Source organism: Bradyrhizobium sp. 172 (genome assembly GCF_023101065.1).
Taxonomy (GTDB): Bacteria; Pseudomonadota; Alphaproteobacteria; order Rhizobiales; family Xanthobacteraceae; genus Bradyrhizobium; species Bradyrhizobium canariense_D.
This window is the reverse complement of record NZ_CP064701.1, coordinates 4,097,962-4,116,717: the sequence shown is the minus strand read 5'-3', so window position 1 is coordinate 4,116,717 and position 18,756 is coordinate 4,097,962. Positions and strand designations below refer to the sequence as shown.

The window sequence follows — 18,756 nt, the reverse complement described above, 5'->3', positions numbered from 1 at the left end:
ATTGTGCGCAAGATAGGTCATGGCAGGCGCGATGAGGCGCTGCCAACGCAACGAGACCCCTGTGACCGGCTCGGTAGTATCAGGCTCTAAGCCATTGAAGATAGGCGATATTGATGTCGCCACCCCGGTCTTCCTGGCACCGATGTCGGGGGTGACTGACTCGCCCGTCCGCCGGCTTGCCGCGGAGTTGGGGGCCGGTCTGGTGGTGTCCGAAATGACGGCCAGCGACGAACTCGCCAATGGCCATCATATGTCCCGGTTGCGCTGCGAAGCCACGGGGATCGGTCCCCACGTGGTCCAGCTCGCCGGGTGCGAGACGCATTGGATGGCGGAGGGCGCCCGGATCGCTGAAGCCGAAGGCGCCGATATCATCGACATCAACATGGGCTGTCCGGCTCGTCACGTCACCGGCGGCCAGTCCGGTTCCGCCTTGATGCGCGACCTCGACCACGCCGTCAGCCTGATCGAAGCGACGATCGCGGCGGTGAAGGTGCCAGTGACGTTGAAGATGCGGCTCGGCTGGGACGACCGCACCCGCAACGCACCGGAACTGGCGCGGCGCGCACAGGCATCAGGCATCAAGCTCGTCACCGTGCACGGCCGCACCCGCTGCCAGTTCTACAAGGGCGAGGCCGATTGGGATGCGATCCGCGCCGTACGCGAGGCCATCTCCATTCCGCTCGTCGTCAATGGCGACATCACCACTTACGAGAAGGCCCTCGCGGCGTTAAAGGCCTCCGGCGCAGATGCCGTGATGATCGGCCGCGGCGCGCAGGGCCAGCCCTGGCTGCCCGGCCAGATCGGCCGCCGCCTCAAGGGTGGGGCGGTGGAAGCCACGCCGCCGCTCGAGACGCAGCTGCATTATGTGCGCACGCTTTATGAAGGCGTCTGCGCGCTCTACGGCCTGCGCATCGGGCTGCGGCACGCGCGAAAACATCTGGGCTGGGCGCTCGACGTCGCGGCCGATGTGAGCCGTGCGCCGGCCGAGAAGCTGAAATCCTGGCGCCAGAAAATCCTCACCTCGGAGGATCCGCACCTCGTTCACCGGTCACTGCAAGATGCCTTCGACGACTTCGCATGGAGCGCCGCTGCATGAGCTCAGTTGCTGAACATCGTCGGCCGTTTCCGTCCGACAGCGATGCCATCCTGGACGCACTTCCCAATCCCGTGCTGATGATCGGGCCGGACGGCAAAATCGTCGCCGCCAACATCGCAACCGAAGCCTTCTTCGATATCTCGACGCAGTTCTTGAAGCGGCAGTCGCTGAAAGAGCTGGTGCCGTTTGGCAGCCCCTTGCTGGCGCTGATCGACCAGGTGCGTTCGTCGAATGCACCTGTCAACGAGTACAAGGTCGATCTGGGCACGCCGCGCATGGGCGGGGACCGCCAGGTCGATCTGCACGTTGCCCCCGTCACGGAACGGCCCGGCCATATCGTGGTGATGCTCCAGGAGCGCTCCATCGCCGACAAGATGGACCGCCAGCTCACCCATCGCAGCGCCGCGCGCTCGGTGATCGCGCTCGCCGCGATGCTGGCGCACGAGATCAAGAACCCGCTCTCGGGCATCCGCGGCGCGGCGCAGCTCCTGGAGCAGCAGGCCTCCTCGGAAGACCGCATGCTGACGCGGCTGATCTGCGACGAGGCCGACCGCATCGTGACGCTGGTCGACCGCATGGAGGTGTTCGGCGACGAGCGCCCCGTGGTGCGCGGCCCCGTCAACATCCATTCGGTGCTCGATCACGTCAAACGGCTGGCGCAGTCCGGCTTTGCCCGCAACATCCGCTTCGTCGAGGATTACGATCCCTCGCTGCCCCCGGTGCTGGCGAACCAGGACCAGCTCATCCAGGTGTTCCTCAACCTGGTGAAGAACGCCGCCGAAGCGCTGATCGACGTTCCCGACGGTGAAATCCAGCTCACCACCGCGTTTCGCCCCGGCGTCCGCCTGTCAGTCCCCGGTCAAAAATCCCGTGTATCCCTGCCGCTCGAATTCTGCGTGAAGGACAACGGACCAGGCGTGCCGGACGATCTTCTGCCAAACCTGTTCGATCCCTTCGTCACCACCAAACAGACCGGCTCGGGTCTGGGCCTCGCGCTGGTCGCAAAGATTATCGGGGATCACGGGGGCATCATCGAATGCGAATCTCAGCCGCGCAAGACAACCTTCCGCGTGCTGATGCCGATGTATTCCACATCGGTGAAACATGCCGATCAAAGCAGTCACGACGGCTCTGCCGGAAAGTCGTCGTCTGCGTCACAGGGGGCGAAATGAGGATTAACGATGCCCGCAGGTAGCATTCTCGTTGCTGATGACGACACCGCCATCCGCACGGTTCTCAATCAGGCACTATCGCGCGCCGGCTACGAAGTGCGGCTGACCGGCAATGCCGCAACGCTGTGGCGCTGGGTCAGCCAGGGGGAGGGCGATCTCGTCATCACCGACGTGGTGATGCCCGACGAGAACGCGTTCGACCTGTTGCCGCGGATCAAGAAGATGCGGCCGAATTTGCCTGTTATCGTCATGAGCGCGCAAAACACCTTCATGACGGCGATCCGGGCCTCCGAGCGCGGCGCCTATGAATATCTGCCGAAGCCCTTCGATCTGAAGGAGCTGATCGCCATCGTCGGCCGCGCGCTGGCCGAGCCGAAGGAGCGGGTCTCGACGCCGAACGAGGACGCCGAGATGGAGGCGATCCCGCTGGTCGGCCGCTCGCCGGCGATGCAGGAAATCTATCGCGTGCTGGCGCGCCTGATGCAGACCGACCTCACCGTGATGATCACGGGCGAGTCCGGTACCGGCAAGGAGCTGGTGGCGCGCGCGTTGCACGACTACGGCAAGCGCCGCAATGGCCCGTTCGTCGCGGTCAACATGGCGGCGATCCCGCGCGACCTGATCGAGTCGGAGCTGTTCGGCCATGAGCGCGGCGCCTTCACCGGCGCCAACACCCGCGCCTCCGGCCGGTTCGAGCAGGCCGAGGGCGGCACGCTGTTCCTGGACGAGATCGGCGACATGCCGATGGAGGCGCAGACCCGTCTGCTGCGCGTGCTTCAGCAGGGCGAATACACCACGGTCGGCGGTCGCACCCCGATCAAGACCGACGTGCGCATCGTCGCGGCCTCCAACAAGGATCTGCGCGTCCTGATCCAGCAAGGCCTGTTCCGCGAAGATCTGTTCTTCCGCCTCAACGTCGTGCCGCTACGGCTGCCGCCGTTGCGCGAGCGCATCGAGGATCTGCCCGATCTCATCCGTCATTTCTTCGCGCTGGCGGAGAAGGACGGCCTGCCGCCGAAAAAGCTCGACACGCTGGCGCTGGAGCGGATGAAGCAGCACCGCTGGCCGGGCAACGTGCGCGAGCTCGAGAACCTCGCCCGTCGCCTCGCGGCGCTGTATCCCCAGGATGTGATCACGGGCTCCGTCATCGACGGCGAGCTGGCGCCACCCACGGTCAGCCCGGGTGCCGCCGTCCAGCATGGCGTCGACAATCTCGGTGGCGCCGTGGAGGCGTATCTCTCCTCGCACTTCCAGGGCTTCCCGAACGGCGTGCCGCCGCCGGGCCTCTATCATCGCATCTTGAAGGAGATCGAGGTGCCACTGCTCACGGCCGCGCTCGCGGCCACCCGCGGCAACCAGATCCGCGCCGCCGATCTGCTCGGCCTCAACCGCAACACGCTGCGGAAGAAGATCCGGGATCTCGATATCCAGGTGTATCGGAGCGGCGGCTAGCCCCACGCAACGGCCGGTGGCTCAGCTCCCCCTACCAAGCGGAGCTGAGCCTGTCCGATCGCGCTGGCCGTCGTGGCTGACGCGGTGAGCAGAAGTCCCGATCGGACTGAAATGTTCCGCAGGAACATTCAAAGGGTGATTTCAGCCGCGGAACGCGGCCTCACACCTATCTGACAAACCGGCCTGAGACCTGTATTGCGCTGGCGACGTTCGCATTGGGCTCCTGCACCCCGAGACCATTGACCAGCAGGTCCGCCGCCACGATCAGCAGCAGCACGGCCGATACCATCATCGCGAGAAAGAACCTGTGCATGCTGGTCAAGCCGCCGGGGCTGGAATCCGTTCCCGCCCTCCGGCATGTCGCTGTGGATGCGCGGGTCGGTCGCGGCGGTGACGCCGCGGAATTGTCGCAATTCGGCAACAATGTGGTACGAATACATCAGTAGCCGCCCGCCGCGGCCCCCCCGTTTTCAGCACCCATTGCCGGAATGACCAGCGCAGACACCTCGGCCGCATCCTTTGACACGGCCCCAGCAGAAGAGCCCCGGCGTTGGTCGGCGCGACGCTGGCTGGCGCCGTTCGCCGTGGCGCTGGCGCTGCTGTCGGCCTTGCTCACCTTCCTGGTCCTGACCGGCCTCACCAGCATCGAACTGACGCCGCAAGTTGTCCGTTCGTTCTATCTGAGCAACGCAGCCACCATCCTGCTGCTGGTCGGCATCATCATCCGCGAGCTCTGGCAGCTGATCCTGGCGCGACGGCGGGGCAGGGCGGCGGCGCGCCTCCATGTCCAGATCGTCAGCCTGTTCTCGATCGTGGCGGTGCTGCCGGCGGTGCTGGTCGCCGTCGTCGCCAACGTCACCATCGAGCGCGGCCTCGACCGCCTGTTCTCCGGCCCGACCAAGGAGGTGATCCAGAATTCACTGACGATCGCGCGGGCTTACATGCAGGACCATGCGCAGCTGATCCGGGGCGACATTCTCGGCATGGCCAACGACATCGCCCACGCGCGGCCGCTCTACGACCAGGATCGCCGCTCGTTTCGCGAATTGCTGACGTCCAGCGCCGCCTCGCGCAATTTGCCGGGCGCGATGATCATCGACAAGAACACCAACATTCTCGAATCCGCCGACACCGGCATGCGGCTGGCCTATTCGCCGCCGGCACCGGACTTCCTCAGCAACGTCAACGAATCCGAACCCGAGATCGCGGTGCTGCCCGATGCGAGCTTCGTCGCCGCGGTGGTCCGCTTGCGCGCCTTCAGTGACACATTCCTCTACGTCGCACGGCCGCTCGATCCGAATGTCGTCAACCAGCTCAAGCAGACCGAGGTCAGCGTCGCCGAATACGCCCAGATCGAGTCGCGCCGGCTCGGCATCCAGGTCGCGTTCGCGCTGATGTTCGCGGTGATCGCGCTGACCATCCTGATGGCCTCGGTGCTGATCGGCCTCAACTTCGCCAACTCGCTGGTCTCGCCGATCCGACGCCTGATGAACGCGGCCCAGACGGTCTCGACGGGCGATCTCCATGTGAAAGTGCCGGTGCACCAGTCGGAAGGCGACCTCGCCCAGCTGGGTGAGACCTTCAACAAGATGACGGAGGAGTTGCGTAGCCAGCGCGACGAGCTCGTCAACGCCAGCGAGCTCATCGACAGCCGCCGCCGCTTCATCGAGGCGGTGCTGTCGTCCGCGAGCGCCGGCATTATCGGTGTCGATACCTCAGGCAGCGTCGGCATTCTCAACCGTTCCGCCGAAAAGCTGATCGGTCACTCCGAAGCCGAGACGCTCGGCCATCCGCTCTCCGACGTGCTGCCCGAGCTCGAAGAGATGATGAAGACGGCGCGGGAAGGGACCCAGCGCCTGGTGCAGGGGCAGATCACGATCACGCGCGACGGGCAGGAACGCAATCTGTCGGTCCGCGTCAGCGCCGAGAAGACCAGCCAGCCGCACGACAGCTACATCATCACGCTCGACGACATCACCGAACTGGTCTCGGCGCAACGCACCTCGGCCTGGGGCGACGTCGCGCGCCGCATCGCGCATGAGATCAAGAATCCGCTGACCCCGATCCAGCTCTCCGCCGAACGCATTCGCCGCAAATTCGGCAAGGACATCACCGAGGGCAAGGACAAGCAGATCTTCGAACAGTGCACCGACACCATCGTGCGTCAGGTCGACGACATCCGCCGCATGGTCGACGAGTTCTCGCGCTTTGCGCGGATGCCTAAGCCGGTCATGGAGGGTGAGGACGTCGCCGACACAGTGCGGCAGGCGGTGTTCCTGATGAAGGTCGCCCACCCCGAGATCGATATCGAGGCCGAGTTCAAGGAAGACCCGCTGCGCGCCCAGTTCGACCGGCGGCTGATCTCGCAGGCCGTCACCAACATCGTCAAGAACGCCACCGAGGCGATCGAGCAGGTCCCCCTGGAGGAGCTCGGCAAAGGCCGGATCGACGTCGTGGTCTCGCGCGAGGGCGAGGACGTGCTGATCGACGTCGTCGACAACGGCATCGGCCTGCCCAAGGTGGCGCGCTCGCGCCTGCTCGAGCCCTATGTGACGACACGCGCCAAAGGCACCGGCCTTGGGCTCGCGATCGTCGGTCGCGTGCTGGAAGACCATGGCGGGCGCATCGAGCTGAAGGATGCCTCGGACTTCCGCGAGGGCCAGCGCGGCGCCTGGATGCGGATGCGTTTTGCGATCGCCGGCGCTCCCGCGAAAAGCGAGGGGGCCGAACCGGCAGCCGCGGCAACGACCAAGCCGGAAAGCGGCGCAACGGCCACGCAATCCCTCAAGGATCCGGAAACAAAAGAGGCGGCCGTCGAAACCAAAGAGCCGGCTGAAAAGACCAATGATTCAACGAAGATCAAAGCCTCAACAGGCAGCTGAGAAAACAGGCGATCCATGGCAAGTGAAATTCTGATTGTCGATGATGAGGCCGATATTCGGGATCTCGTTGCGGGCATCCTCGAAGACGAGGGCTTCGTGACCCGGACCGCGCGCGACAGCGATACGGCGCTCGCCGAGATCGCCAACCGCAGGCCGCATCTGGTGTTCCTCGACATCTGGCTGCAGGGCTCCAAGCTCGACGGCTTACAGCTCTTGGAGCAGGTCAAGAAGGACAACCCCGATCTGCCGGTCGTGATGATCTCCGGCCACGGCAACATCGAGACCGCGGTCGCCGCGATCAAGCGTGGCGCCTACGACTTCATCGAGAAGCCGTTCAAGACCGACCGGCTGATCCTGGTCGCGAACCGTGCACTGGAGAACTCGCGGCTCAAGCGCGAGGTCAAGGAGCTGAAGCAACTCGCGCCGAGCGCAAGCTCGCTGGTCGGCCGCTCGCCCAGCATGAACCAGCTGCGCCAGACCATCGAGCGTGCGGCCAAGGCCAACAGCCGCATCCTGATCGTCGGCCCCGCGGGCGCCGGCAAGGAACTGACCGCCCGCACGTTGCACACGGCCTCGGGCCGCGCCGACGGCCCCTTCGTCGTCATCAACGCCGCTGCGATCACGCCCGAGCGGATGGAGCACGAGCTGTTCGGCATCGAGCAGTCCAACGGCGAGCACGCGCGCAAGCCCGGCGCACTCGAAGAGGCTCATGGCGGCACGCTGTTCATCGACGAGATCGCGGACATGCCGCGCGAGACCCAGAACAAGATCTTGCGCGTGCTGGTCGAGCAGTCGTTCCAGCGCGTCGGCGGCAACGGCAAGGTGCAGGTCGACGTCCGCATCATCTCCTCCACCGCGCGCAACCTCGAAGAGGAAATCGCGGCCGGTCATTTCCGCGAGGACCTCTATCACCGGCTCTCGGTGGTGCCGATCCGCGTGCCCGCATTGTCGGAGCGGCGTGAAGACATTCCGGAATTGATCGACTATTTCATGGAGCAGATCTCCGCGGGCAGCGGCCTGCCCAAGCGGCAGATCGGCCAGGACGCGATGGCGGTACTGCAGTCGCATGTCTGGCCGGGCAATGTGCGCCAGCTCCGCAACAACGTTGAGAGAGTCATGATTCTCGCCGCTGGCGGGCCGGAAGTCATCATCACTGCCGACATGCTGCCGCAGGATGTCGGCTCCATGGTGCCCGCGATGCCGACCAGCAACAATGGCGAGCACATCATGGGCCTGCCGCTGCGCGAAGCCCGCGAAGTGTTCGAGCGCGACTATTTGATTGCACAGATCAGCCGTTTTTCAGGAAATATTTCTCGCACGGCCGAGTTTGTTGGCATGGAACGCTCGGCGCTGCACCGGAAGTTGAAGGCGCTCGGCGTCGGCTAACGCTGCGACGTCGTTGGAATAGGCGAGGAAAATCATCGATTTCCGTAGTTTTTCGGGGCAATACGGCATGGGCTGCCGCGTGAAGCGGCTTGCCTAATAAGCCTACCTGTCCTCTAATTGAACCGCTGTCCCCCCGAGGGGGATCTCATGAGGGACGGCAACCGGACGAGGACCCCGAGTTTCAAAAGAGGGCCGCAACCGGCGCAATAAAAAGAAACTCAAAGCGAGAAAAAAACAATGGCGGCAGACCGCGCACAAAACCTGCAGGACACCTTCCTTAATCACGTTCGCAAAACCAAAACGCCACTGACGATCTTTCTGGTCAACGGAGTGAAGCTCCAGGGCATCGTGACCTGGTTCGACAATTTCTGTTTGCTGCTTCGGCGCGACGGTCACTCGCAGCTCGTCTACAAGCATGCGATCTCGACCATCATGCCGGGCGCTCCGATCCAGCTGTTCGAAGGCGGTGAGGATCAGCCGGCTTGAGAGTGATCTGATTGGAACCCCGGAATTTCGACGGGGATGCCGACCGTCCGCGGTCGGCAGGGGGTACGCAGACGGGGCGGGTGCTTGTCATCGGTCCCTATTTGCGGGTGCGCGCAGGCAGTGCCGACGCGCAATCGGAAGCTCATGTCGTGCGTGACGCGGAAGCCCGGCTCGACGAAGCCGCCGGCCTCGCGCGCGCGATCGATCTCGTCGTTGCCGACGCCATCATCGCGCCGATCAGCCAGATCCGCCCTGCGACCTATATCGGCAAGGGTAAGGTCGAGGAGATCGCCGCGCTCGCCAAGAGCCTCGACGTCGAACTCGTGGTGATGGATTGCGCGCTTGCGCCGATCCAGCAGCGCAACCTCGAGAAGGAGTTGCAGGCAAAGGTGCTCGACCGCACCGGTCTCATCCTGGAAATCTTCGGCCGCCGCGCCAAGACCAAGGAAGGCTCGCTCCAGGTCGAGCTCGCGCATCTCAACTATCAACGTTCGCGCCTGGTGCGCTCATGGACCCATCTCGAGCGCCAGCGCGGCGGCTTTGGATTCATGGGCGGTCCCGGCGAGACGCAGATCGAAGCCGACCGCCGCCTGATCCAGGAGCGCATCTCCAAGCTCGAGGGCGAACTGAAGAAGGTGCAGGCCACACGCCGCCTGCATCGCGCAGGCCGCCAGCGGGTGCCGTACCGCGTCGTGGCGCTGGTCGGCTACACCAATGCCGGCAAATCGACGCTGTTCAACCGCCTGACCCGCGCCGACGTGCAGGCCGCCGACATGCTGTTCGCCACGCTGGATCCGACCCTGCGCGCGCTCACCCTGCCGCATGGCGGCAAGGCGATGCTGTCGGACACCGTCGGTTTCATCTCCAATCTGCCGACGCAGCTCGTCGCCGCCTTCCGCGCCACGCTGGAGGAGGTGCTGGAGGCCGACGTCATCCTGCATGTGCGCGACATCTCGCACGACGATGCCGAGGCGCAGCAGAGCGACGTCGACGCGGTGCTGCGCCAGCTCGGCATCAATCCCGATGATTCAGGCCGCATCATTGAGGTCTGGAACAAGATCGACCGTTATGGTCCCGAACAGCGCGAAGAACTCTTGAATATCGCCGCGCGCAGGCCGGAGGACCATCCCGCGATGCTGGTGTCGGCCGTGTCGGGCGAAGGGGTCGACGCGCTGCTCGCCGCGATCGAGGAGCGCTTGGCCGCCAAGCGCATCACGCTCGACCTCTCCATCGATGCCTCCGACGGCGCCGGCATCAGCTGGCTGCATCGGAATTCCGAAGTGCTGGCGAAAGAGCTGCACGACGGCCGCTTCGACATGACGGTGCGGGTGGACGAGACCAAGCGGGATATCGTGGTGAACCGGTTCGATGCCGTGCCGCGACTGTCCGTGTAGTTAGTGTCGTCCCGGCCGAGTTAGCGGCCGGCTTGCTTGCGCTCCTCTGGTGACGACTGCTTCGCACTCTTCGCCTCATTCCACAACGCGTCCATCTCCGCCAGCGACGCCTGCTCGAGGGTCCGCCCCTGCGCCTCCAGCGCCCGTTCGATATAGGCAAACCGCCGCTCGAACTTCGTGTTGGTCGCCCGCAGCGCGGCTTCCGGATCGGCATCGACATGGCGGGCGAGGTTGACCAGCGCGAACATCAGGTCGCCGGTCTCTTCCGCCAACCCCTCGCTGTCGTTGCGATCGAGTGCGGCCTCGATCTCGTCGGCTTCCTCGCGGATTTTTGCCAGCACCGCGCGCGGATCGTTCCAGTCGAAGCCGACAGTGGAGGCCTTGCGCTGCAGCTCCATGGCGCGCGTCAGGGCGGGCTGGCCGGCCTTCACGCCTGACAGCAGCGACTTGTGGGACGGCGCTTCCTGGGGTGGCCGGCGCGCGGCGCGCTCGGCTTTCTCCTCGGCCTTGATGCGGTCCCAGACTTCCTTGACGTGGGAGGAGGCGAGATTGCCCTCCTTGTCGGCGAAGACGTGCGGATGGCGCCGGATCATCTTGCGGGTGATGGCCTCGACGACATCGCCGAAGGCAAAGGCGTTCTGCTCCTCGGCCATCTGAGCATGGAACACCACCTGCAGCAGGAGGTCGCCGAGCTCCTCGCAGAGATCGTCGAGATCGCCGCGGCTGATGGCCTCGACCACCTCATAGGCTTCCTCGATCGTATAGGGGGCGATGGTCGCAAAATTCTGCTCGAGGTCCCAGGGGCAGCCAGTCACCGGCGTGCGCAGCGCCGCCATGATCTCGATCAGGCGGGAAATGTCGCGGGAAGGGGTCATTGCGGGCATTCTCCTGGCTCTCAAGCCTTATGCCAAAAGCGCCCCCGTTCCCAGCGTAGCGCGGCGGAACAGGGTGATTTCCACCGGTTGGCGCGCCAGATTGGCGAGCCGCGTGCGCAGTGCTAAAGCGCGGGCCATGACTGACGCATCTTCATCCGAAACCGCGCTGGTGCTGTTTTCCGGCGGCCAGGATTCCACCACCTGCCTTGCCTGGGCGCTGAATCGTTTTGCGCACGTGGAGACGCTTGGGTTCGATTACGGGCAGCGCCACGCCATCGAGCTTGCCTGCCGCGACCGGCTGTTCGACGGCATCAAGGGCCTGCGCACGGATTGGGCTTCCAGGCTCGGGGAGAGCCACACGCTAGCGATCCCGACGCTGGCGGCCGTGTCCGAGACGGCGCTGACGCGCGACGTCGCGATTGCGATGGGCGCCGACGGCCTGCCGAACACGTTCGTGCCCGGCCGCAATCTGGTGTTTTTGACTTTCGCCGCGGCGCTGGCCTATCGGCGCGGCATCAGTTACATCGTCGGCGGCATGTGCGAGACCGACTATTCCGGTTATCCCGATTGCCGCGACGACGCCATCCGCGCGATGCAGGCCGCGCTGTCGCTCGGCATGGCCCGCAAGTTCGAGCTGCATACCCCGCTGATGTGGATCGACAAGGCCGCGACGTGGAAGCTCGCCCATGACCTCGGCGGCGACGGGCTGGTCGACCTCATCCGCGAGCAGTCGCACACCTGCTACCTCGGCGAACGCGGCGCGCAGCATGATTGGGGATACGGCTGCGGAGAATGCCCGGCGTGCAGCCTGCGGGCGAAGGGGTGGCGGGAGTACGTGGCGGGACGGTGATACCATAGACTCGGTGTCATCACCCGCGAAAGCGGGTGATCCAGTACTCCGAGAAGGTAGCGATAATCGACAGGCCGCGGCGTACTGGATTCCCCGCCTTCGCGGGGAATGACAGTGTTGGTTGGGATTAGAGTGTACCCAAGCAACGCGCAAAGGGACTACGGCGCAAAATCCTCCGCCTTCAGCTCGATCGGCTTGCCGTGCGGGGTGCGATCGGCCGCGTGGTCCCAGGCGTCGCGGTAGCGATGCAACGTCTCCGCAGACGCAACGCCCTTGCGCGCGACCAGCCCCTCCAGCGTGGCGAGCCAATGGAGATAGTAGGTCTCGCCCGTATCGGGATCGCCGGCCGCCTGCGCGCGCTTGATCTCGGAGGCCAGGGCTGCCGCCCATTCGGGCCAGGTGAACACGCCGCGCTCGTGCAGCGTCAGCGCCATCGCGAAGGCGTGCGCCTCCCAGGGCGCGCGGAACACCGGGCCGTCATCGTCGCGCGGAATGCTCGGGATCGCTGCCGTCGCGGCAGCAGCAGCCGTGCTGCTCATCACGCCGGGTCCAGATACGGCTCGAACGCATCGATCGAGACTTTCGAGGTCGGATCGCCGTCCGCGCCCCAGAGATCGCGGCCCTCGAACACGACAGTGTAGAGCCATTGCGGATTCTCGCCGAGCTCCATCGCCGCCGAGTCCGGAAACACGTGGCAGCCATGGTTCAGCTCGACGATTCCGACATGACCACGCACGTAGCGCGGCAGGCGGGTGTGGGTCGCCGGGTGAATGTTCTTCGCGCGGACCTTGTCACCGATCTTGAATTTCGCCGGCGCCGGGGCAGGGCGGGCGAACTTGCCGCGCACCATGATGCGCTCGACCTGGCCGAGATCAAACTTGCCGTGCTTGAGCGCCTTGGCCGGCTGCATCGCGTGGCCGGCGGCGACTTCCTCCCGAGTGAGGTAGCCCTTCTCGATCAGCATCTCCTCGAGCCCGAGAAACCATTTCTTGTAGTAGGAGCTCGAGAGATAGATATGCGGCGGGATCGTCTCGCGATAGAAGCGCGAGGTGTCGATGTTGAAGGCGCCGGCCGCGCCCATCGCGCGTACCATGGCGAGAACACGCGACTCCCATTCCTCGTGGAACACCGGCTCGTTCGGTTCGGGCTCGACCTTGCCGAACCCGTCCATGCCGCCCATGTCGTGCACGCCGTTCATGACGGCGCCCCCGGCGCCTTGGGAAAGCCGGTGCCGATCATGGAATCGCGCGTGACCAGCTCGGCGAGCTGCTCCTCGCTCCAGCCTTCGGTCCCTGCGGGGCGCATCGGCAGCACCAGAAAGCGCGTTTCGGCGGTCGAATCCCATACCCGGATTTCAACGTCCTTGGCGACTTGCACGCCGAAATCGGCGAGCACGCCGCGCGGGTCCTTCACCGCGCGGGAGCGATAGGGCGCGGCCTTGTACCAGAGCGGCGGCAGCCCCAGCATTTCCCAGGGGTAGCAGGAGCACAGCGTGCACACGACCATGTTGTGACGTTGCGGCGTGTTCTCGACCACGACGAGGTGGTCGCCGACGCGGCTGACATGGCCGAGCGTGCCGATCGCCTTCGAGCCGTCCTCCAGCAGTGCCTTCTTGAACGCCGGATCGCTCCAGGCCTTGGCGACAACGCGCGCGCCGTTATGGGGGCCGATCCGGGTCTCATAGGCCTGGATGATGGCGTCGAGCGCGGCCGGCTCGACATAGCCTTTTTCGGTCAGGATCGTCTCGAGCGCGCGCACGCGCAGCTCGGTCTCCGACAGCTCGGAATGGTCGTGATCGTGGTGATGATGGTCGCTCATGGGGCGAAGATAGTCCCAGAATCCGGGCGTTGTCGAGGCGAAGACTCTGCTAACATCGCACCATGGGCTGGGCTGCAAGAACCGGAATAACCGTCGCAATCGCGGCTCTTGGCGCATTCGCGGCGCAGGATGCGCGCGCCGCGAATGGCGCCTATGCGGTCGATGCCGCCGACATTTCCGATGTCGGCTCCTGCAAGGTGGAAAGTTGGCTGTCGGCGGCTTCCAACACGGATTTTTCGGCGGTCGCCAATCCCTCCTGTGTCGTCGATCCCTTCAGGCCGATCGAGCTGAGCCTGCAGACCATCCGGGCCCGGAGCGGCGGCGACTGGAGCACGACAATCGCGCCAAAAGCCAAGACGAATTTCGTCCCGACCGGAATCGGCCGGTGGGGATTGTCGGCCTATGGCGGAGGATCGTTCGACGCGGCGACCGGCGAGGCGCTAGCCGCCTTTGCCGTCATCCCCGCGACCTTCCGCCTGTCGGAGACCATGCGCATCAACGTCAACGGCGGCTGGCTCTGGGATCGGACGGTGGATCGCCATTACCTGACCTACGGCATCGGCTTCGATTGGAAATTCACCGACACGCTGCAATGGACGATCGAGGCGTACGGGCAGGCCGGCGCCGCCGAGGTCGCAAGCATCGTGCAGCCGCGTTTCCAGACCGGTGTCCGCTACCGACCGAACGAGATATTCTCCGTCGATCTGATCTACGGCCGCAACATCACCGGCGAAAATGCCAACTGGATCACCATCGGGACCACGATCCGGTTTCCGGTCCATGGAAGCGAACCCGAACATCGGCGCACCGGGCATCTGTGAGCGCCAGGAAGACCAAGACCAGGGGAGTTTGCGTTGCCTGACTATGTCAAGATCGAGAAGGGCCTCGGGCCGGAGGGACGGATTGCGGTGGTGCGGTTCGACCGCGGCGACGGCATCAATGCGCTATCGCCAGAGGCTTTACGCCAGCTCACCGCGGCCGCGCGCAGTTTTGAGGATGACGCCGCAACCTCTGCCGTGGTGCTGACAGGCAGCGCGGCTGCGTTCAGCGCCGGCTTCGACCTCAAGGATGCCGAAGGCCGCGCGCGCAAGGACATGGACCTCGGCACGCTGCGGCGGCATCTCAAGCTCGGACCGCGCCTGACCCACGCCTGGCAGGAGATGGAGCAGATCACGATCGCCGCCATCGAGGGGTTTTGCGTCGGCGGCGGCGTGGCGCTGGCCGTCGCGCTCGACTTCCGCGTCATGGGACGCGATGCCCATCTGCGCGTGCCCGAGATCGGGCTCGGCATGAACATGAGCTGGCAGAGCATTCCGCGCATGCTGCATCTGATCGGCCCGGCGCGCACCAAGCAGGCGGTGATCCTGGCCGATCAGCGCATCAGCGCGGATGAAGCCTATGAGTGGGGCCTGGTCGAGCAGGTGGTCGATCCCGGCCATGCGTTCGATGCCGCGATGGAGCTTGCGCGCAAGGTGGCCGCGCAGCCGCCGCTCTCCGTTGCCATGACGAAACTCACGGTCAACCGGCTGGCGCATGCGCTGGATAATCTCGCCAGCCACATGGACGTCGACCAGTTCGCCCTGGCAAGCCTTAGCGAGGACCATAAGGAGGGCGTCGAGGCGTTCCTGACGCGACGCAAACCGAAGTTCAGAGGGCGGTAGAAGCCGGCCAGGCATTGATTGCGCCGCCGACTATCCGTATACGCGGCGCTGGGACAAAATAGGCCCGATCAACGGGCCGGCAGACGACAATGACGATCGAGGGGGAGGGCCCATGACCACTGGCACGCAGGCACCCGAGGCGAAAGGGTTTCGCTGGAAGCTGATCGCGCCGCTCGCGGTATGGCTGCTGATCTATCTGTGGCCGGTGCCCGCAGGGCTCAACGCCAATCAGTGGCACTATTTTGCGATCTTCGCGGCCGTCATCACCGGGCTCATCCTGGAATCGATGCCGGTCGGCGCGGTCGGCCTGATCGGGCTGACGGTTGCCGGCGTCGGCGGTTATATCGATCCCGATCCGACCAAATCGCTGCGCTGGATGCTGGCGGGCTTTGCCGAGAGCACGGTGTGGCTGATCGTCGGCGCCTTCGTGTTCTCGATCGGGTACCGCAAGAGCCAGCTGGGCCGGCGTATTGCGCTCGTGTTGGTGCAAAAGCTCGGCACCAACACGCTAGGTCTCGGCTATGCGGTGGCGATGTCGGACTTCTTGCTGGCGCCGGCGACACCGTCCAACACCGCGCGCAGCGGCGGCATCGTCTATCCCATCATCAGCAACATCCCGCGCATCTACGGCTCCGAGCCAGGACCGACTGCCGGCAAGATCGGCACCTACGTGATGTGGACCGCGTTCGCGTCGACCGCCGTCACCAGCTCATTGTTCTTCACCGCGCTGGCGCCCAATGCAGCGGCGCTCGCCATCGCCAAGAAGACCGCCGGAATCGACGTCAGCTGGGCGCAGTGGTTCATCGGCTTTGCGCCGCTCGGCCTGCTCCTGATGGTGCTGGTCCCGCTGCTCAGCTACGCGGTCTGCCGCCCCGAGGTGAAGAGCAGCCCGGAAATTTCCGAATGGGCATCGAAGGAGCTCGCGGAGATGGGCCCGATGTCGCGCAATGAATGGATCATGCTGGCGCTGATCTTGCTCGCGATGTTCCTGTGGATCGCGGGCTCGAGCCCGGACATCCGCGTGCCGCTTCTGGGCTCGAATTTCGTCAACGCCACCACCGTCGTGTTCATCGTGATCTCGCTGATGCTGGTGACGGGCGTGATCGAGTTTGCCGACATCGTCGCCGAGAAGGGCGCCTGGGAGGTGTTCTTCTATTTCACCTCGCTGCTGACGCTGGCCTCGGGCCTCAACGAGATCGGCTTCATCAAATGGTTCGCGACCGAATACGCAAAGCCGCTCGCCGGGCTGTCGCCGTCGACCGCAATGCTCCTGCTGGTCGCGCTGTTCTTCTGGATCCACTATTTCTTCTCGAGCATCACCTCGCATGCCGCCGCCGTGCTGCCCGTGGTGCTCGCGGTCGGATCCGGCATCCCCGACCTACCAGTCACGACGCTCGCCATGCTCTGCATGTATTCGCTCGGCCTGATGGGGGTGATCTCGCCTTACGCGACCGGGCCGGCGCCGATGTATTTCGGGAGCGGCTATATCGGCAAGGGTCAGTTCTGGGGTTTTGGGCTGATCTTTGGGATGCTCTATTTCGCGGGGCTCCTGCTGATCGTATGGCCCTGGTTGCAGGTCCACTGAGTCGGGCGGGAGGCAATGCGGCGGCAGATGAATTTTCTTCAGCGGGAAGACATTTGAAAAACTTCGTCCAACTCCCCGCAAATATCTGACATTGCCAGAGCGACCCGAAAGGGCGATTGTGCGTGCTGCGGTGCAGCGCGCTCCAGCCGAGTCCTCATCGCGGTTTCACTCTCCGTCGCTTGATGCGACCGTTCCCGGATGCCCAGGGGCAAGGGAACTATTGTGCATGAAGGCCGCCTCCATGAACGTCCACCCGTCGCTCGCGATCGGACAGCCGATCGAAAAGTTTGACGCGATCTCAGCTCACGCGATCTCACCTGCCGCGACTGCGTCCGACGCGATGGTCCGCTTCGAAGGCATCTCGAAAACCTATCCGGCCTATCGCGGCAAGCCCGGCGTCAATGCCCTGCAAAACATCGACTTCGCCATCCCGCGCGGTTCGATCACCGGAATCATCGGCCGCTCCGGCGCCGGCAAATCGAGCCTGGTCCGGCTCATCAACGGCCTGGAGAGGCCGACCACGGGCCGCGTCGTCGTCGATAACAGAGATATCTCGGCGCTCTCGGGCCGCGACTTGCGGCTGGCGCAGCGCTCGATCGGCATGATCTTCCAGCACTTCAATCTGCTGTCCTCCCGCACCGCTGCCGCCAACATCGCGCTGCCGCTGGAGATCGCCGGCTGGGCCAAGGCCGATATCCGCGCGCGCGTGGCCGAGCTGCTTGCGCTGGTGGGCATCGCAGACAAGCACGATCGCTACCCGTCAGAACTCTCCGGCGGCCAGAAGCAGCGCGTCGGCATTGCCCGTGCGCTCGCGACGCGGCCGAGCGTGCTGCTGTCGGATGAGGCGACCTCGGCGCTCGATCCGCAGACCACGCGGGCGATCCTCGATCTGCTCGCGAACATCAACCGCGAGCTGGGCGTGACCATCGTACTGATCACCCATGAGATGTCCGTGGTGCGCCAACTTGCGGGGGATGTCGTGGTGCTCGATGCCGGCCGCGTCGTCGAGAGCGGCCATGTCGCCAACATCTTCACCTACCCCAAGCATCCGATCACGCAATCCTTCCTGGCCGAAGTAATCGGAGACAGCCTGCCGGTGTCGCTGGCGAGCCGGATCGTTTCGGAGCAGCCTCCGGCCGGACAGGCCGTGATCCGCGTCAAGGTGCGCGGGGCAGGGGCCGGTGACACGATGGTGGCGCGGCTGGCGCGCGAGCTCGGCCTCGACGTGTCGCTGCTGTCGGCCCGCATCGACGAGATCGGCGGCCAGCATGTGGGCTCGCTGACGCTTGGTATCCCTCTCGGCATGTCCGGCGGCGAGGACGCGACGACGCGCACGCTGGCCTGGCTTTCACAATATCAATTCCCCGCGGAGCGTCTCGGCTATGTCGCCTGAACTCATCAACCTGATCATCCAGGCGACCGGCGAGAGCCTGTACATGGTCGGGCTCGCCGCGCTGATCGGCACCGCCTTCGGCCTGCCGCTCGGCGTCTTTCTCGCGACCAGCCGGAAAGGCGAGCTGTTCGCGGCGCCCATCGTCAATCGCGTGCTCGGTGCCGTCGTCAACGCGACGCGATCCACGCCTTTCATCATCCTGGTCGTCGCCATTATCCCGTTCACGCGGTTGGTGGCCGGCACCTCGATCGGATCGACGGCCGCGATCGTACCGTTGACGATCGCATCGGCGCCGTTCATCGCGCGCCTGGTCGAGGCCGCGATCCGCGAGGTCGATGGCGGCCTGATCGAGACGGCGTCCTCGTTCGGGGCCTCGCCGATGCAGATCGTGCTCAAGGTGCTGATCCCCGAAGCGCTGCCGGGTCTTCTGCTGGCGCTGACGCTCGCGGTTGTCAGCCTGCTCGGCTATTCCGCCATGGTCGGCGCCGTCGGAGGCGGAGGCCTGGGCGATCTCGGCATCCGCTACGGCTATCAGCGCTTCATGCCGGAGATGATGCTGGCCGTCGTCGTGGTGCTGATCGCGCTGGTGCAGCTCGTGCAGAGCGCCGGCGATTATCTCGCGCGCCGGGTTAATCGCCGGCTGCGACATCGCTGACGCCGTTTAAGACATTTCGAACAAGCAGGTTCTTGTCGGTCTGGAAGCATT

18 protein-coding genes are annotated in these 18,756 nt (G+C 64.9%); 13 read left to right on the top strand and 5 right to left on the bottom strand.

Translation table 11 applies throughout. The features are described 5' to 3' along the window. The first annotated feature begins 94 nt into the window (after nt 1-94). Genes dusB through ntrC form a run of 3 tightly spaced genes read left to right on the top strand, consistent with a single transcriptional unit; the run spans nt 95 to nt 3,720 of the window. A complete protein-coding gene (gene dusB / locus IVB07_RS19870; RefSeq protein WP_018457824.1) occupies nt 95-1,096 on the top strand; it encodes a tRNA dihydrouridine synthase DusB in 1,002 nt (333 codons plus the stop codon). Continuing rightward, complete coding sequence (locus IVB07_RS19865) at nt 1,093-2,268, top strand: nitrogen regulation protein NR(II) (RefSeq protein WP_026233448.1); 1,176 nt, start codon at nt 1,093-1,095, stop codon at nt 2,266-2,268. Before dusB ends, IVB07_RS19865 begins: the two co-directional genes overlap by 4 nt. A 9-nt stretch (nt 2,269-2,277) precedes the next feature. Then, a complete protein-coding gene (gene ntrC / locus IVB07_RS19860) occupies nt 2,278-3,720 on the top strand; it encodes a nitrogen regulation protein NR(I) (protein WP_007610301.1) in 1,443 nt (480 codons plus the stop codon). Nucleotides 3,721-3,886: 166 nt separating this feature from the next. Here the strand turns inward: ntrC and IVB07_RS19855 are convergent, their stop codons facing one another. After that, nucleotides 3,887-4,033, bottom strand: coding sequence for a hypothetical protein (locus IVB07_RS19855; RefSeq protein ID WP_018457826.1), 147 nt, complete (start codon nt 4,031-4,033; stop codon nt 3,887-3,889). A 175-nt stretch (nt 4,034-4,208) separates the two neighbouring features. Between IVB07_RS19855 and IVB07_RS19850 the strand changes: the two genes are divergently transcribed. From IVB07_RS19850 to hflX, 4 genes are all read left to right on the top strand, one after another. Further along, a complete protein-coding gene (locus IVB07_RS19850) occupies nt 4,209-6,602 on the top strand; it encodes a PAS domain-containing sensor histidine kinase (RefSeq protein WP_247766627.1) in 2,394 nt (797 codons plus the stop codon). Nucleotides 6,603-6,617: 15 nt separating this feature from the next. Then, nucleotides 6,618-7,988, top strand: a complete 1,371-nt coding sequence (locus IVB07_RS19845) for a sigma-54 dependent transcriptional regulator (protein ID WP_007591127.1) — start codon at nt 6,618-6,620, stop codon at nt 7,986-7,988. Between the two features lie 237 nt (nt 7,989-8,225). Then, nucleotides 8,226-8,474 (top strand): RNA chaperone Hfq, encoded by a 249-nt coding sequence (gene hfq / locus IVB07_RS19840; protein ID WP_007591126.1) that lies wholly within the window; start codon nt 8,226-8,228, stop codon nt 8,472-8,474. 11 nt (nt 8,475-8,485) lie between these two features. After that, nucleotides 8,486-9,868, top strand: a complete 1,383-nt coding sequence (gene hflX, locus IVB07_RS19835) for a GTPase HflX (protein WP_026233449.1) — start codon at nt 8,486-8,488, stop codon at nt 9,866-9,868. A gap of 20 nt (nt 9,869-9,888) precedes the next feature. Here hflX and mazG read toward each other — a convergent pair whose 3' ends face one another. Beyond that, the gene (gene mazG / locus IVB07_RS19830; RefSeq protein WP_018457830.1) at nt 9,889-10,743 is read right to left on the bottom strand and encodes a nucleoside triphosphate pyrophosphohydrolase; all 855 of its coding nucleotides are present in this window, start codon (nt 10,741-10,743) and stop codon (nt 9,889-9,891) included. A 136-nt stretch (nt 10,744-10,879) separates the two neighbouring features. On the opposite strand from mazG, the gene queC reads away from it, so the two are divergent. Next, nucleotides 10,880-11,593: a 7-cyano-7-deazaguanine synthase QueC gene (gene queC, locus IVB07_RS19825; RefSeq protein ID WP_018457831.1), complete on the top strand. Its 714-nt coding sequence runs from the start codon at nt 10,880-10,882 to the stop codon at nt 11,591-11,593. 158 nt (nt 11,594-11,751) lie between these two features. On the opposite strand, the gene IVB07_RS19820 is transcribed toward queC, so the two are convergent. The 3 genes from IVB07_RS19820 to nthA are packed head-to-tail and all read right to left on the bottom strand — an operon-like array spanning nt 11,752 to nt 13,411. Next, nucleotides 11,752-12,132, bottom strand: a complete 381-nt coding sequence (locus IVB07_RS19820; protein WP_018457832.1) for a nitrile hydratase accessory protein — start codon at nt 12,130-12,132, stop codon at nt 11,752-11,754. Then, complete coding sequence (gene nthB / locus IVB07_RS19815) at nt 12,132-12,791, bottom strand: nitrile hydratase subunit beta (RefSeq protein WP_018457833.1); 660 nt, start codon at nt 12,789-12,791, stop codon at nt 12,132-12,134. Before nthB ends, IVB07_RS19820 begins: the two co-directional genes overlap by 1 nt. Next, nucleotides 12,788-13,411, bottom strand: coding sequence for a nitrile hydratase subunit alpha (gene nthA, locus IVB07_RS19810; RefSeq protein WP_018457834.1), 624 nt, complete (start codon nt 13,409-13,411; stop codon nt 12,788-12,790). Before nthA ends, nthB begins: the two co-directional genes overlap by 4 nt. A gap of 62 nt (nt 13,412-13,473) precedes the next feature. Here nthA and IVB07_RS19805 point away from each other — a divergent pair, with 62 nt between their 5' ends. The 5 genes from IVB07_RS19805 to IVB07_RS19785 all read left to right on the top strand — a co-directional run bounded on the left by IVB07_RS19805 (nt 13,474) and on the right by IVB07_RS19785 (nt 18,705). After that, entirely contained in the window at nt 13,474-14,232 is a 759-nt protein-coding gene (locus IVB07_RS19805) for a hypothetical protein (protein WP_018457835.1), read from the top strand. Between the two features lie 33 nt (nt 14,233-14,265). After that, entirely contained in the window at nt 14,266-15,072 is an 807-nt protein-coding gene (locus IVB07_RS19800) for an enoyl-CoA hydratase/isomerase family protein (protein WP_018457836.1), read from the top strand. A gap of 112 nt (nt 15,073-15,184) precedes the next feature. Next, on the top strand, nt 15,185-16,657 hold the full coding sequence (locus IVB07_RS19795; RefSeq protein ID WP_018457837.1) for a DASS family sodium-coupled anion symporter: 1,473 nt from the start codon (nt 15,185-15,187) through the stop codon (nt 16,655-16,657). 226 nt (nt 16,658-16,883) lie between these two features. Further along, nucleotides 16,884-18,050 (top strand): methionine ABC transporter ATP-binding protein, encoded by a 1,167-nt coding sequence (locus IVB07_RS19790; RefSeq protein WP_018457838.1) that lies wholly within the window; start codon nt 16,884-16,886, stop codon nt 18,048-18,050. Further along, nucleotides 18,040-18,705, top strand: coding sequence for a methionine ABC transporter permease (locus IVB07_RS19785; RefSeq protein WP_018457839.1), 666 nt, complete (start codon nt 18,040-18,042; stop codon nt 18,703-18,705). The genes IVB07_RS19790 and IVB07_RS19785 overlap by 11 nt, the downstream gene beginning before the upstream one ends. The last annotated feature ends 51 nt before the right edge of the window (nt 18,706-18,756 follow it).